Origin of the sequence: Allobosea sp., from assembly GCF_017308075.1 — a bacterium.
Lineage (GTDB): Bacteria > Pseudomonadota > Alphaproteobacteria > Rhizobiales > Beijerinckiaceae > Allobosea.
The window spans coordinates 17503-31974 of record NZ_JAFKFX010000042.1; the positions used below are offsets into that span (position 1 = coordinate 17503).

The window sequence follows — 14472 nt, forward strand, 5'->3', positions numbered from 1 at the left end:
ATCCGATCGGCAGCTGCTGCCGAGCCGAGCTCGCGCATCCGGGGGAGAGGCAGGGGTAATGACCGCGATGGCGGTTCAAAGCGGTCATCCCCAGAAGTCGTCAGGCTGCCCGACGACTGTGCTTCCCTTCCTGAAGCTCCTCGATGATCTTGGCGATGAAGGCTGGCAGATCATCAGGCATGCGCGAGGTTATCACGCCGTTGTCGGTTACCACCGCGGCATCTTCCCATTGGGCGCCGGCGTTGATGAGATCCTGCTTGATCGTCTTATAGGACGTCACCTTTCGAGCCTTTGCGATTCCCGTATCGATCAATAGCCACGGCGCATGGCAAACGGCCGCAACGACCTTGCCCTGATCAAAAAAGGCCTTGATCAACGCGAGAGCGTTTTCGTCGCCGCGCAACGTATCCGGATTCATCTGGCCGCCAGGAAGAACGAGAGCGTCGTAGGAGGCGACGTCGACCTCGTCCAGGGTCTTGTCGACATTCACGGCGCGCCCCCAGTTCTTGTTGTCCCAGCCCTTGATCCCTCCGGGCTCCAGCGAGGCGACGTGCACGTCCGCTCCCGCTTCCTTCAATCTCGTCTGCGGCAGCTCGAGCTCCGACTGCTCGAAGCCGTTCGTTGCGAGAATCAGAATGGCCTTGCCGTTCAGGGCGCTCATGGCGTGCTCCTCACTGATTGGGTTCGAAGACCAACCAAGGAAGCGATGAAGCGTTCCCACAAAGCTCGCCAATCAAAATCCGTCCCACAGCTGGAGCATCGGACCATCCCGCCCAAAGACCGGGTCCATCAAAGGTCTGGCGAGCTTGCTGATAGCGGCTCGGATTTCTGCAGTGGGCGCGTCGCGCAGAATGTCGCCGCTTTGGCCTGGCGGGTAGGCGCCGACAACCAGCAAGTCCGCGGTGGCCGTCAGCCGTCGGTGACCTGTGCCGGCGGGGAGCAGGATCACGTCACCGACCGACACTTGGAGTTCTCGTCCTCCTGCGCCGCCAATCATCAACTCGGCCGAGCCGTGCGCAATGCCGAGGACCTCGTGGCCTTTGGAGTGATAATGGTGGAAGTCGTAGATGCCGTTACGCCAAGCTGGCGGCCAGCCGTTATGATCGAAGCGCTCTTCCATCAAGCTCGCGAGATCAGAGATATGGCGCCCGAATGCCGCCCGATAGACGAGTGCTGGGAAGCGCTGGTTGTTGGGGATGCTGCCCCGCTCTTCGAAAGGCAGCGCCAGAATGGTTGGCGTCGACATCGCTTCGCCTTTCATTCGCGCCCTGCCAGGCTGGAGCCGGGTAGGGCTTTCAATCCATTATTCGCGGTCAGATACCTGGCCTGACATAGGGCGTCGCATTGGCATCGAACTGAGTCCAGCCTTCGCGCTCATAGTCGGCTCGGCGCACCGCCATGTCGATCGGTGTCGCGCGATCCATGATCGCCTCCGCTTCTGGCGCTCGCTCCTCAGCAGTGCGAAGCGAAACTACGGATCCGCCGCGCCGGACGCTCTCGGCGTAGACGTGCGCGTCCCGCTCGTCGACGCCGGCGCTTGTCATGGCACCGATGATGCCTCCTGCAGCCGCCCCGGCCGCCGCCCCGGCGGCTGTTGCCGCGAGCCATCCTGCCGCCACGACTGGTCCGATCCCGGGGATGGCAATCATGCCCAGGCCTGCGAGAAGCCCGGCCGCTCCGTCGACGCCTGCTCCGATGCCTGCACCTTCCCCGGCATTGCTGTCCTCGTGATCCTCGCGGTGCCCGATGACGCTAATGTCGCTGTCCGAGAAGCCAGCATTTCCCAGCTCCTCCACGACCGCGGCCGCAGTGGCGTAGTCCTCATACGATCGGGTAATTGTGAGGGGCATTTCAAATCTCCTTTCAGCGACCTTGGTCAGTGACGGGTAATGTTGCCGCGATAGTCCACGCTTACGGTGACCGGCTGACCGCCATGCGTGGCAGTGCCCTTCCAGACGCCATTGTCATCCTTCTTGAGCTCGCCGATGGCGGTATAGCCGTTGGCCTCAAGGCGGCTCTTGGCCTGGCCTTCGGTGAAGCTGTTCGCTCCCGGAAGCGGAGCATTCGCATCCGCCGGAGCAGGCGACGTCGTCGACGTCTGTGCAAACGCCCCTAGCGACGTGAACGACGCGACTATCGCGGTGATGACGAGCTTTTTCATGTGTTCCTCCCGAGAACGCAGGCCTGAAGGCCGATGCCGCAGAGAACGGGGGCAGCCAAAATTAGTTCCAGTTCGGAGGTGGTTTAGACGCCGTCGGACGACGCGGAGGAAACGCTTTCCGGAGGCTTTGACGCGATCGCGTCTTCAAGGGCCTTGCCAAATCCCGATGTCTGGAATGCCACGGAACAATTGCGACCAGGCAGGATTGGATCACTGCCAGATCACGGTGGCCGCCCAGGGCTCCTGGGTGCAAATCGAACTCTCGAGGTTTCCCATGCGCATGACCGTTGCAACCCTTGGCCTGTCGCTGCTGACGAGCGCCGCTTTTGCGCAGTCGGCGCCGACATTGGCTCAGCCGCCCATGTTCACGGAGGTTAATCAGGCTTCAGCGCTTGGGAGCAGTCTCAAGGGCCTGAACGTGAAGAATGCCGGCGACGAAACCGTAGGCGAGATCGAGGATCTCGTTGTCGTCGGCAACACGCTCGCGTCGTACATTCTTTCCGTCGGCGGTTTCCTCGGAATGGGAACCCACTATGTCGCGGTCAGCCCGAACTCCATCGCCATTACGTGGAATGAAGCCGACAAAAAGTGGAATGCCCGGATCAACGCAACGAAGGATCAGCTGAAGGCTGCGCCCCAGTTCAAATACGAAGGCCGCTTCGCCAGATAGCGCTCTGCTAGTTGCTCATCATGGCCCCGCTGACTCCGGTTGGCGGGGCTCTCTCTTCGGCTCGCCACGGGCCAAAGCCCGCAGTCGATCGCGTCGGATTAATACCGGGAAGGTGTGCCACCCAGGGTGGCCGTCACGGATCACATTAGACAGAAGAGAGCCCGTTCGGCAGCGATCGCCCAGAGGGCGTCGTGAGACCGTCGCAGCAAAAGCCCTAGGTCGGCGGTATTCGGGCCAAGGGACGGGCGTCGGGGAGGAACTGGCCTGTTTCACTGGGAGCGCTGAACGAAGGCGGAGCGTCGATTAGACGCCCCGGGAACGGCAGGCGTCGCGCAGCGTTGAATTGGCCAATGAGCGCGGTGCCGCTTCTGGCGCCGCCGAGCCGGGCAATTCAGGGAGATTGGCTGATGAAGGGGACCAAGCAATCCAAACCGGGAAATGCCGGTGAAACACATCAGACCGCAACGGGGCGAGAACAGCGGATCACGACGAACCATGGCGTACCGGTCAGCGACAACCAGAACTCGCTCCGGGCCGGCTCACGAGGTCCTAGCCTCCTTGAAGACTTTGTGCTGCGCGAAAAAATCCAGCACTTCGATCACGAGCGCATCCCCGAGAGGATCGTGCACGCACGGGGTTCGGCGGCCCATGGGTTTTTCGAGCTCACGGATTCGCTTGAGGAATTCACTCGCGCCAGGATCCTGACCGAAGTCGGAGCGAAGACCGAGGTTTTCACCCGCTTTTCGACCGTGGCGGGTGGCGCCGGATCGGTCGACACCCCACGAGACGTTCGGGGTTTCGCGGTCAAATTCTATACGAAGGAAGGCAACTGGGACCTCGTTGGCAACAACATCCCGGTGTTCTTCATCCAGGACGCGATCAAATTCCCTGACCTAATTCACGCGGTCAAAATGGAAGCCGATCGGGGCTATCCGCAGGCCGCGAGCGCCCATGACACTTTCTGGGATTTCGTCAGCCTCATGCCTGAAGCAACGCACATGATCATGTGGGCGATGTCGGACCGCGCGATCCCCCGATCCTACCGCATGATGGAGGGTTTCGGGGTCAACACCTTCCGCCTGCTGAACGACCGTGACGAAGCTACGTTCGTCAAGTTCCATTGGCGTCCCAAGCTTGGGACGCAATCGACCTGCTGGGATGAGGCAGTCAAGATTGCAGGTGCCGACCCCGACTATCATCGTCGCGATCTATATGAAGCGATCGCTGCGGGCGACTTCCCTGAATGGGAATTCGGGGTCCAGCTCCTAAGTCAGAAGGATGCTGATGCATTGCCCTTCGACATCCTGGACGCAACGAAGCTGATCCCGGAAGAGCTCGTGCCAGTCCGGATGGTGGGCCGAATGGTTCTCAATCGGAACCCCGAAAACTTCTTCGCCGAAACCGAGCAAGCCGCATTTCTTCCGACCAATATGCCGCCCGGCATCGACGTTTCGGAGGACCCCTTGCTGCAGGGGAGGTTGTTTTCCTATCAGGACACGCAGCTATCGCGTTTGGGTACGGTGAATTTCCACCAGATCCCGATCAATCGGGCGAAGGGGTGCCCTTTCCAGAACCTCCAGCGCGATGGCCAGATGCAGACGCAGGTCTTCGCCGGCCGCGCCAACTACGAGCCTAACAGCCTGAATGAAGCGGGCGAGGAGGGCGGGCCTCGTGAAGACCCACGCGGTGGCTTTCGAACGTTTGCCAAGGATCTCGATGGAGCGAAGGTTCGGCTCCGCGCCGAGAGCTTCGCCGACCACTATTCACAAGCTCGGCTATTTTTCCGCTCACAGACGGAGATTGAACAGGCCCACATCGCCAGCGCTCTGGCTTTCGAGTTGTCGAAGGTCGCTCTGGAGCACGTCCGAGTGTGCATGCTTTCCAATTTGCGGAATGTCGACGAAACCCTGGCCAAGCGAGTTGCCGACGCTTTGGGCATGCCGCTGCCGACGGCTTCTCAACCCGCTCTCGCCCCGCAGGACATGGAGGCGTCGCCGGCCCTTCGTATCATCGGAAAGTATCCGCAGACCCTGGAGGGCCGAACCATCGGCATCCTGGTTACCGATGGCGCCGATGGCGAGATGATCAATGCTCTCAAGACAGCAGTCGAAACGGAGGGTGGCAAGACTAAGATCGTCGCGCCCAGGATAGGCGGCGTTTCGTTGAAGAAGGGCGGGAAGCTGAAGGCAGATGGTCAACTGGCCGGGAGCCCTTCGGTGATTTTCGACGCAGTCGCGCTCGTCCTGTCCGAAGAAGGCTGTATCGGCCTGCTTGATGATGCCGCCGCGGTCGACTTCACCAAGGACGCCTTCGGTCATCTCAAAGCGATGGGCTTTAGCCCCCAAGCAAGGCCGCTGCTGCAAAAGGCTGGTGTATTCGTCGATGCAGGTATCGTTGCGTTGAGTGATGACCCAGCTGCCTTTGTGGAAGCTGCTCGCACGCGGCAATGGGACCGAGAAGCCCAAGTTCGCTCACTCGCCTGAAGCAGTGAGCCGGCGACTGCGATGAGCTTGCTCTCGGCCATCGCCTCTAAGCTTCCTCCTCGAGGCGCTTGGTTTTTGTCCCTGCTGCGCTTCGCCGCCGCAGCCGAACAGGAACCAGCGCTCTGGCAGCCGGTTATGTCGCCGTGAAGTCGGAGTTTGCACCATGACCACAGATGCGGCTTTCGAAACGCTTCGACGGTTCGGCCAAGCGCCATCCACCGCACAGTTCTGGATGTCATCGACCCCGGCGAGAAATTTCAGCACCCTGAATGAATGCCTGCTGTTTCTCGCCGATGCGACTGAAGGCGAGCCCCTTCCGGATGTGCGCGTCCACTCTGAAACTGGCGACATCGCCTTAAACGGCCCAGAGCTGGAAAAGCTGATCTCAGCTGCCAGGCTGCTCCGCTCTCCCGCGTAGGGTCTTTAATCGACAATTACCGGCTGGCCGTCGGGGAGTAGCTTTGGATGCCGTCTATAACTGGAAAGCCCATTATTGAGATCCCGGTCGTGAATGTCTCGGAGGTCGTCGTCACTACGGATATGGGGGAAGGCGCGATGATCAAGCTAGAGACGGAAGCCGACGCAGATCTTTGGCTTGTCCTCTCGCCGACGGTGCTTGTCCAATTGGAAGTCATGCTCGCGCGCGCAGCGCAGGAGCAGGCCAAAAAAGTGCCAAGGCAGTAGTCTAACCGTGCCGAGGACGGCACTGGCCCGCTGCAAGCTCAGCCGCAAGCGGAGCACCATCTGGGATCGCGCGCGCAGTGACCTGAAAGGAACCTGCTGCGGGTTGGGCGGTTGCTCCGTGGGGGGCGATGGAGGAACCCATGCGTGACGGTCACGGCAACAAGCTCTCGCCCGAAGAGCAAGAGCGGGCAAAGTCGATCCAGGGTGCCCCTGACAAGGACTCCTTGAACAAGGTTTCGATCGATCCGCACGCCGACAAGGATACTGGCGAAGCGGACAAGCCCGATGTGAAATCGGAAGACAAGCCGGCCGCCGGGCCAGGTGAATAAGGTGGGCCATCGGTTGGGCATCAATTGCTTGAGGGGTCAGGCCGGCTTTGAAGCAAGGAACGGAATTGGCTGAGCGAGCAAGGCAGCCGGGAGCTTGCTTTCTTCTCCGCGATCGGCCGCCATTTCCCGAAGATCGATGAGCCGGCCAGGACTACGACCCGCTAGCTCCGCGTTTCCGCTTGCCCGGATTGTCGGAGACCACCGCAGAACTGTGTCTTCAGATCGCTTTAGCCAAGATGACCTGGCGTATCAGTTGGCAGGGCTTGTCGGTCGTCAGGAATGCAAGGTCTGCGGCATCTCGCCCGTGCACGATACGGACCAGCCCCTCGATCGGAGCGAGCCTGGTCGGATCGACGAGCCACCATCGATTATCCAGAAAGACCTCCATGACCGCGTGAAAGTCAGGCGGTTGCAGGTCGACTGCGTAGGCACTGACCGCTCGTGATGGAATGGACAGCGCCCGGCAAAGCGTAATGCCTAGGTGGGTGAAATCTCTGCAAACGCCGGCGCGAACCGTGAATGTGTGCGCGGCGTCGGTCTCGGCGGTGCTGACGCCGGACACATAATCTACGTTTCGATTTATCCATTCCATGATCGACATGACCCGAGCGACCCCGTCCTCCGCCTGACCAAACTCGCGCAATGCGAAGCGCTGGAACTGGTCGCTGGGGCAAAAGCGGCTTGGAAGCAGATAGGGCAGAACGTCGGCTGGAAGTTCGCTCCAGAGGTGCTGCCGGGCGGCCGAGGGCAGGAGCGCGCGCGTGCCGTTGTCGACCACGGCGTCGTAGGAGATTGTCACTTCCCCGGACAGACAGGCCCGGAAGCCCCGCTCGCCGTCGGGACCGGTATCGCATGCCAGTTCTGTCGAGGGCATCGCCGAGAGTGCTTCGGACAGCACCGTTTGATCCGAGGACCGGGCTGCCTCGATCTTGCCAATCACCTGGGTTGGAAAGGCAAAGCCGTAGACCAGGGTTGTAGTCGTTCGGACTTGCATTCTGTCGCCTCGAATAGTGTCGCGCGATCAATCGTGACCGCCGACCAGCGTTCAATCGGTATTGGCTCGATGAGGATTTTGTCGCGCGTGCGGATTTCAGCGTCGCTGCAAATCACTGGCTCCGACCGCTGCCTCTCTCGAAAAGGAGGTCGCTCCCGTCATGTAGAGCGCTTCTTCCTACGGGCGTGCGATGAGGTTGGCGTCGCGGCCGACTTCGATCGCCGTTTGGGCGTGACGTCCTTCGCTCGTCGGGCTCGGGCCTCGATATTCAAGCGATAGACCCCATAAGCTATAGTACCGGCAACGAGAACGGGTGTCGGCAGACGAGATGCGAGCAACGTCAATGGCACTGCCATGTTCTCAGGGATTTCGCCGTGAGCAACATCGTGCGCTATCCACGCACCCGCTAGGCTAGAGAACGAAGCTTTGATCATTGCTTATCCTCTGTGCCGCCTGGTATGACGGGAACCTGTTCGGCAACCGGGTCGCTCGCTGGAAAGGTGTCCTTCAAAGCCTTCTCCAGCTTTTGGTCGACCGTCATTTCGCGTTCTTCCTTGCGCTGAGCCTTCTGTTCCTGCTCGAGGCTTTTCACCGCGGGACTCTTCTTTTCGGTCACGTCGCCCTCCTGGGTGCTCGATCTTAGAGGTAGCAACGCGAGGCGCGCGTCTGCGTTCCCGCGCCGGCCGATCGATAAACTGCTCCAGGGCGGCAGCTAGCGACGTAGATTGGGTGCCCGCATTGCCGGAGTCACGAGCTTCTGGCCGTCCCGAGGCGGCTGAGCTGGCGCGTTGCGATCGGCTGGCCCGGCTGCTGGCCGGGGAAGAGCCAGCCGAGGGGCCGCTTCACCCGCCACCACTGCCGCAGGAGGCGAGCATGACATAGCGGTCCTTGCGGCCCTTGCGGCGCCCAGCCCGCCTCGATCTAGCGGCCTATCCGCACCTGCCGAAGACGGCAGTGAAGACGACCTCGGCCGCCGATTATGCCGTTCTCCTGCCTGGAGCGGCGGCATGACGGGCCCGGCGAAGGAGGTGATGCCGGCGGGCACCACCGCGGGAACGCCGCAGGTGCTGCTGGCCCATCACCTCAAGCATCTGAAGCTGCCGACGGTCCTGCGCGAATACGACAAGGTCGCGCGGGAATGCGCCCGGGACGGCGTCGATCATCCCCGCTACCTGCTGCGGCTGGTCGAGCTCGAACTGATCGACCGGGAACGGCGCATGGTCGAGCGGCGGATCCGGGCGGCGCGGGTCCCGGCGGTGAAGAGCTTCGACACCTTCGACTTCACGGCGATCCCGAGCATCAACAAGATGCTCGTGCTGGAACTGGCGCGCTGCGGCTACATCCTGCGCCAGGAGAACATCATCGCGCTCGGCAACAGCGGCACGGGCAAGACCCATGTCGCGATCGCGCTCGGGCTGGCCGCCTGCCAGAAGGGCTTCTCCGTCGCCTTCACCACGGCGGCTTCGCTGGTCAGCCAGCTCCTCGAGGCCCGCGACGAGAAGCGCCTGCTCAGCCTCCAGCGCGAGTTGCAGGCGGTCAAGCTGCTGATCGTTGACGAGCTCGGCTATGTGCCGCTGTCGCCGACCGGCGCCGAGCTTCTGTTCGAGGTCTTCTCGCAGCGCTACGAGCGCGGCTCGACCATCGTCACCTCGAACCTGCCCTTCGAGGACTGGACCTCGGTCCTCGGGTCCGAGCGGCTGACCGGTGCGCTTCTCGACCGGCTGACCCACCACGTCAGCATCCTGGCCGTGAACGGCAACAGCTACCGCCTCAGGCAATCCGCCGGCCGTCGCCGCGCCACCGCCGCGGCGGAGCAAAACCAGGCCACCGCCGACGAAGCCGATCCCGAAACCGGCGAGATCATCGCCTGAGCAATCCCGGCAGCGCGATATGGCGAGGGCCCCGATCGGGGCCCTCGCCATAGCCGCCGCACGCTGGCCTGGAATCCGACCGTCGTTGACACAGTGGCCTTTGATCGGAGAACGTTCAACGCCCCAAAAACAAGTAGCTACCTTATGGTATGAATTATGGTAGGAATGATGGTATGAATTGAAATCAGATGGCATTGTAAATATTTGATTTTATTTACTTATTGTCGTTATAGGTGCGTATCCCCTAGGGAGCGCCATTGCGGCCAAATGAGCCTGTTTTGTAAGGCTTTTTTCCTCCTCTTGTCCCACCTCGGAATCCGGTGGGACAATGATAGATCCAGCCTGAAGCTTCATCATCGCTGAATCCGCCATCTGCGGTTTGCGTGCTGCTCGGGTGTAGCGTTCCACCTCCTCAAGGGTCCTGTGGCCGGTAACGGACATCAGCTCGTGGGCGGTCGCCTGGCTCTCTGCCAGCCTTGCCGCGATTGCCTTGCGCAGGCCGTGGGCGCGGCCAGGAACGCCGGCATCCTTGCATCGCTCGCGGAACCAATTGCCGAAGCCATTCGGTGTGAACGGCTCGCCATACTGCGTCTCTAGGAACGTTTCCTCACCGCACGGGCCGGCGGCGATAGCCTCGAGCAAGTGAGGATCTGCTGGGATATCGATATCTACCGGCGAGCGGTGCTCGTTCTTCGCCTGTGTGAAGCGAAGCCGGCCGTTCTGAATGTGCGAAGGTCCGAGCCGCACAGCATCCTCTCGGCGGCCTGCAGAGAAGTAGATCAACATCATTGCGAGCCGCGGCTTTGTGCCTAGCGGCCAACGCTTCTCAAAGCGCAAGACCTCCTCGACGGTCCACGAGTGATGGCCATTCGTCTTGTACTTCACAAGCTTTACGTCGCGGGCCGGATTGGCGGCGGCCTCCTCAGCTTCGACGGCCCAGCTGAAAAGTGCCTTGAGTGCTTTCAGGCGCTGATTGGCCGCCCCCTTCTCGAGTTCGTCGCGCAGACGCCTGACGTGCTTGGATTCCATGCGATCGACGGGGAGGCTGCCCTTAGTCTCGCAGACGAGATCCAGCGCCCGCTTGCGCCAAGCCCGAGTACTGGCATCTAAGGCCTTGAATTCCGGGCTGGCGTAGTACTTCCCGCAAAGCTCGTGAAAGCTGCCCTTCACGGCCTTTTCAGTCGCGGAAGCCCTGCTTGGTGACTTGCCGGCGAGGGTGTCGCGGTACGCTTCCCAGAACGCGTCGGAGCCGTACTCATGTGCCAACCGAACCTTCGGTTTCCCAGGCACGCGGACATACCACCGCACATTGCCGTGCCGGTCCACATCCTTGCTGAGCCGAGGAGGGTTTGGACGGGGCATTAGGCGACATCATCCCATGGGTTAGTGTCAGGCGGAGCGCTCCGGTAGGGCAGGCATTCAAACGCGGCGTCCAAGTCGCGCGCGTCCCAAATCGTGCGCTTGTTGATCACGCGAGGAGAGGGCGCGCGGCCATCGCGCACAAGTTCGTCGAAGAGGGACGCTGAGATGCCGAAGTAGAACGCCGCTTCCACGCGCGAGAGCCCCCGCGGCATGAAGCCGTGACTGCGTCGATTGTCATTGGCTGGCTGCATTCGAGGTTCCACGGCGGGCGAATGCCCTCTAAAGGGGGAGTGGTTACATGGCGAAGTCAAGCGCTGGCTGCCTATGACCCGGTTCACACAATTGATTGTCAAGCAGCAGCAGTATCTGCCGCTCGGATTTTGCGCGCCGCCTATCCCGGTCTCGCCGGAACCTCATCGCCGCATCCAAGTTGCTTCATCGAGCACGCAACTTGGGAGATCGGTCATGAAAAAACTCGCTTTCGCGTTTGCGTTAGTCGCACTGCCCGCCATGGCGTTCGCACAGAATTCCGGTGTCGTCGTCCGTGATCCAACTGGCGGCTCAACGCGCGATCCAGCGCTCGGCGTCGGCACTGTTGAGGCTCCCCTGAGGCGCGATCCAGCGGGCGGGGTGATGATCGACGACACGCCGCGATTCCGAGCCTACATAGTTGAGCAGCGCGTCCCGTCCTACACGTACGCCGAGCCGATGGCGGTCGGCGCCGTGCTGCCGCAGCAGGGCGTAGTCTATCGCGACTTACCTGCCGAGTTCGGCCCGCAGGGTTATAGCTACACGGTGGTGAACGGCCGCACCGTTCTGGTGGAGCCTGGCACCCGGCGCATCGTCCAGATCATCAACTGATCCCGCTCCGGCGTTACAGGGGGCGGACGGGGCGGCCGAGCACAATCCTCGCTTTGTTCGCTCCGTCCACGCTAGGCAGGCGCCATTGCTAACCCACCTTGCGATGACGGGCGTTCGCGGCACTGCGGCAATGGTGTTCGAACGGACGCTGGCCGCGAATCTCAGGCGGCGCCGCAATTCAGCCGGAATCGGGGAGCCCGCTAGCGGGCGCCACAGTGATGCGGCAGCGGACGCCGGGTCGTGCAAGTGCCCCCAGCCCCCATGCGACCCGGCGTCTATCAAGCCGCAGCCGGCTTGTCGTCCCGCTCGAATAGGTACTGTTTGACGACGTTCCGCGGCTCGCCAATGGCCTTGTGGGCCTGCACCCCGATCTTCACGCGGAACGGCTTGAAATGGAGGTCCGTGCTCCACTCCGGCGCCAGCACGCCCGTCGCGCGTCGCAAGCCCGCGAAATCGCGCTGGCCGATCTCCTGCGCCGTCTCGTTCTGGTTCTCCAGATTGTAGTTCAGATAGTAGGGCTGCCCGTCGTACTCGCCGCCAACGAACTGAGCCTTGCAGGCTAGAAGCATGCCGGTGCCATTAGCGTTCGGCCGGTAATCGCTCTCTACGATCTCGAGGGTGTATTCACCTGCCGGAAGCGGCATGTAGCCGCTGCTGGGGACGGCGTTGGGGTTGAAGCTGTATGCGATGCTGGCCATGGCGGCGCTCCTTGAGTGAACCAAATGCGTTCGCCTGAGCAAAATGAATTCACCATGGTCCCATGTCAACCAAAATAGTTCGCCTTGTTTGATTCAGTTCTGCTATAAACGCGGCATGATCACGAGAGAGCAATGTCGGGCCGCGCGCGGCCTCCTTGATTGGTCGCAAAGCCGGCTCGCAGAGGCGGCCAGCGTAGGCCTGTCGACCATCAGACAGTTTGAGGGCGGAACCCGTCAGCCGATCCCAAACAACCTCGCCGCCATTCGAGCCGCTATTGAGGCCGCAGGCGTCCAGTTCCTGGCTGGCGGCCAAGCGGCTACGGGCAACGGAGTCGCTCTGCGCACATCCCCACGACACGTGGCCACCCAAGGCGAAATGCAGGCCAGCGCGGACCATGCCCGATTTCAGGCTGCAGAGGCCGTAGACGAAGCTCTAATCGGCTCGGACGCCACCGCGGAACAGAAGGCCGAGCGCCGTGGAGCGCTTACGGACGAGTCCGAGATGATCGGGCAGGCTCGCGGCAAGCCCAGCTCCGACAAATAGTGAGGATTGATGGAGGCTACTTGGGCTTTAGCAGGCGGTTGAACATCTCGGTAATCGGGTTGTGAGGGCTTCGGGGACGGGCGGAGAGTTCGGCCTGCCCGGCCAATCAATCTGCGCCTCGCCTATAACCCGCTCCCGGTCGTCCATGCCGCGAACTCGATATTGCGGATCACGCCTGCTGTTTTCAGCTGGTTTAAGATGCCGGTGTACGTGTCCGCGTACCTCCGAATGTCGTTCAGCGCCGAGCCGACAGCTACGCCGGCGAAAACGCCTGCGACGCGTTTGCCAAGCGCGCTGAGCGAGCCGCCGACGGACTTTTCCATCGCCGAAGCGCGATCTTCTAATTGTTTAAAGAGGCGAAACGCCTGGGAGTTTTGCTTCTTGAGGGCGTTGCTGAACTGGGTAGCCTGGACCTCTAAGAGGAGGCTCAATTTTTCTACGTCGACTGCCATGAATTTTCCCGCGCCGCGGCGCTAATCAAGACCGATCGGCGCCCGGCCGGCGGGCCTTCCGGTTGCAGTGCCAGGCTGCGGGCCAGATCTTGAGGCCTAAAGGCCAATAAAGGTTGTTAACCAATGAGTTTATCGATAGCATAAAGGCTCCCGCGTTCAGTACAGGAGAGCCAGATGCATCCGATTTTAGTGAAATGTCCCCAGACGGGACGTTCGGTCGAGACCGGCCTCCGCACGACAAAAGCCAGCTTCGACGCACTCAGCATTCGACGAGTACTGACATGCCCGGACTGTGGGCGCGATCATGCTTGGTCATGTGAGGAAGCATTTCTTGGCGAGGAGGAGTTGCGAGGACGCGGAGCCCTGAAGGCGGCTTAGTTCCCGCGCGGCTAAGCCGGCGCGGCTGTCTTGGAACGCGCCGGCTTTTTATCGAAACGTCGCCTCTTGCCACGGCTCGGGCAGTCCGAGCCGGCTGGCTTCAGCCAGCGCCCATAGGCGGTGACGAAGCCAGAATTCGCGCCGGTCCTCGAAGCGCTGATCTCCGCCGATCCAGCCGGCCTCGGCGCAATGGCCGAGCAGGCCCCAGAAACTGGGCTCGCCGCGCAACCAGCGCCGGGCCAATTGTGACAGTTCGGCACCCCTGCGGCGCGTTCGCCGTGCTCTCACCGGCATCGCCTGCGCCTCCCAACAGCAGGTCCGAACTCACGTTCTGCCCAGATGGGACGCTCGGGTGGCGCGAATCCGCGATGGACCGAGTCGATGTGCGCGATCACCGCCTCGCCGATCTCGCGCCAAACTTGCGCAGCGATGGGTGCTGCCGTCTCTTCCGTCAGGCCGATGGCAGCCAGTTCATCGAAATAGTCAGCCCCGCATTGGAAATAGTCGGACCAAGCCGCAACGTCGCTGGCCCTAGCCTTTGATCTGCGCCTACGTACCGGCATCAGCGCCTCCCGCCGTAATCTGCCGTCCGCGCCATGCGGGGGGCTTCGGGGGCATCCACGCCGTCCAAACTGATCTCTCTCAAGAGCCTCGCTAGAACGATCTTATGGTCACGCTCGATCGCGATTTCCGGCCGTGCTTTCGGCTGGTCAAATCGATCAAGGTACGTCATTCCCTGCGCATCGATGATCTCACGCGCCGCGCACACTCGGTCCCAGCTTTCTGCCGCCAAAACCAGCAATTTAAAGTGATGTTCTTCGAGATCGAAGTCTTTCAGAACGGATTTTACCCATGTTTGAGTGGGCTTTCGCAGGTGTTTTGGCACCCGGAACGCCGGTGAATCCTTGTCTGACAAGGGTTACTCCAGATTTTTATTTGAACCGGGGCAGAGCGGTTGCGCGTTGTGGAGCCCGACCGTTCCAAG

19 protein-coding genes are annotated in these 14472 nt (G+C 61.5%); 7 read left to right on the plus strand and 12 right to left on the minus strand.

The genetic code is table 11. The features are described from left to right. Positions 1-100: 100 nt before the first annotated feature. From J0J10_RS21830 to J0J10_RS21845, 4 genes are all read right to left on the minus strand, one after another. Positions 101-661 carry a type 1 glutamine amidotransferase domain-containing protein gene (locus J0J10_RS21830; protein ID WP_291649127.1) on the minus strand — a complete coding sequence of 187 codons (561 nt, stop codon included), beginning with the start codon at positions 659-661 and terminating at the stop codon, positions 101-103. Between the two features lie 72 nt (positions 662-733). Continuing rightward, a complete protein-coding gene (locus J0J10_RS21835; RefSeq protein ID WP_291649129.1) occupies positions 734-1246 on the minus strand; it encodes a cupin in 513 nt (170 codons plus the stop codon). Between the two features lie 67 nt (positions 1247-1313). Beyond that, positions 1314-1850, minus strand: coding sequence for a general stress protein (locus J0J10_RS21840; RefSeq protein ID WP_291649131.1), 537 nt, complete (start codon positions 1848-1850; stop codon positions 1314-1316). Between the two features lie 26 nt (positions 1851-1876). Beyond that, on the minus strand, positions 1877-2161 hold the full coding sequence (locus J0J10_RS21845) for a PepSY domain-containing protein (protein WP_291649133.1): 285 nt from the start codon (positions 2159-2161) through the stop codon (positions 1877-1879). 274 nt (positions 2162-2435) lie between these two features. Here J0J10_RS21845 and J0J10_RS21850 point away from each other — a divergent pair, with 274 nt between their 5' ends. The 5 genes from J0J10_RS21850 (at position 2436) to J0J10_RS21870 (ending at position 6327) form a co-directional block, all read left to right on the plus strand. Then, entirely contained in the window at positions 2436-2831 is a 396-nt protein-coding gene (locus J0J10_RS21850) for a PRC-barrel domain-containing protein (RefSeq protein ID WP_291649135.1), read from the plus strand. Between the two features lie 407 nt (positions 2832-3238). After that, entirely contained in the window at positions 3239-5314 is a 2076-nt protein-coding gene (locus J0J10_RS21855; protein ID WP_291649248.1) for a catalase, read from the plus strand. Positions 5315-5477: 163 nt separating this feature from the next. After that, positions 5478-5732, plus strand: a complete 255-nt coding sequence (locus J0J10_RS21860) for a hypothetical protein (protein ID WP_291649136.1) — start codon at positions 5478-5480, stop codon at positions 5730-5732. Positions 5733-5779: 47 nt separating this feature from the next. Next, positions 5780-5998: a hypothetical protein gene (locus tag J0J10_RS21865; protein ID WP_291649138.1), complete on the plus strand. Its 219-nt coding sequence runs from the start codon at positions 5780-5782 to the stop codon at positions 5996-5998. A gap of 140 nt (positions 5999-6138) precedes the next feature. Further along, a complete protein-coding gene (locus J0J10_RS21870; RefSeq protein ID WP_291649140.1) occupies positions 6139-6327 on the plus strand; it encodes a hypothetical protein in 189 nt (62 codons plus the stop codon). 217 nt (positions 6328-6544) lie between these two features. On the opposite strand, the gene J0J10_RS21875 is transcribed toward J0J10_RS21870, so the two are convergent. Beyond that, the gene (locus J0J10_RS21875; protein WP_291649142.1) at positions 6545-7321 is read right to left on the minus strand and encodes a transglutaminase-like domain-containing protein; all 777 of its coding nucleotides are present in this window, start codon (positions 7319-7321) and stop codon (positions 6545-6547) included. A 430-nt stretch (positions 7322-7751) separates the two neighbouring features. Continuing rightward, entirely contained in the window at positions 7752-7937 is a 186-nt protein-coding gene (locus J0J10_RS21880) for a hypothetical protein (protein ID WP_291639912.1), read from the minus strand. Positions 7938-8352: 415 nt separating this feature from the next. On the opposite strand from J0J10_RS21880, the gene istB reads away from it, so the two are divergent. Next, positions 8353-9192, plus strand: coding sequence for an IS21-like element helper ATPase IstB (gene istB, locus J0J10_RS21885; RefSeq protein WP_291649250.1), 840 nt, complete (start codon positions 8353-8355; stop codon positions 9190-9192). A gap of 210 nt (positions 9193-9402) precedes the next feature. On the opposite strand, the gene J0J10_RS21890 is transcribed toward istB, so the two are convergent. Both J0J10_RS21890 and J0J10_RS21895 read right to left on the minus strand, forming a co-directional pair. After that, a complete protein-coding gene (locus J0J10_RS21890; protein ID WP_291649144.1) occupies positions 9403-10458 on the minus strand; it encodes a tyrosine-type recombinase/integrase in 1056 nt (351 codons plus the stop codon). A 95-nt stretch (positions 10459-10553) separates the two neighbouring features. Continuing rightward, complete coding sequence (locus tag J0J10_RS21895) at positions 10554-10805, minus strand: XRE family transcriptional regulator (protein WP_291649146.1); 252 nt, start codon at positions 10803-10805, stop codon at positions 10554-10556. A gap of 73 nt (positions 10806-10878) precedes the next feature. Here J0J10_RS21895 and J0J10_RS21900 point away from each other — a divergent pair, with 73 nt between their 5' ends. Beyond that, a complete protein-coding gene (locus J0J10_RS21900; RefSeq protein ID WP_291649148.1) occupies positions 10879-11415 on the plus strand; it encodes a DUF1236 domain-containing protein in 537 nt (178 codons plus the stop codon). 278 nt (positions 11416-11693) lie between these two features. On the opposite strand, the gene J0J10_RS21905 is transcribed toward J0J10_RS21900, so the two are convergent. The 4 genes from J0J10_RS21905 to J0J10_RS21925 all read right to left on the minus strand — a co-directional run bounded on the left by J0J10_RS21905 (position 11694) and on the right by J0J10_RS21925 (position 14403). Next, the gene (locus J0J10_RS21905) at positions 11694-12113 is read right to left on the minus strand and encodes a DUF669 domain-containing protein (RefSeq protein ID WP_291649150.1); all 420 of its coding nucleotides are present in this window, start codon (positions 12111-12113) and stop codon (positions 11694-11696) included. A gap of 666 nt (positions 12114-12779) precedes the next feature. Continuing rightward, positions 12780-13109 (minus strand): hypothetical protein, encoded by a 330-nt coding sequence (locus tag J0J10_RS21915; protein ID WP_291649152.1) that lies wholly within the window; start codon positions 13107-13109, stop codon positions 12780-12782. Positions 13110-13535: 426 nt separating this feature from the next. After that, positions 13536-13730, minus strand: a complete 195-nt coding sequence (locus J0J10_RS21920) for a hypothetical protein (RefSeq protein ID WP_291649153.1) — start codon at positions 13728-13730, stop codon at positions 13536-13538. Positions 13731-14049: 319 nt separating this feature from the next. After that, a complete protein-coding gene (locus J0J10_RS21925; protein ID WP_291649155.1) occupies positions 14050-14403 on the minus strand; it encodes a hypothetical protein in 354 nt (117 codons plus the stop codon). Between the last annotated feature and the right edge of the window lie 69 nt (positions 14404-14472).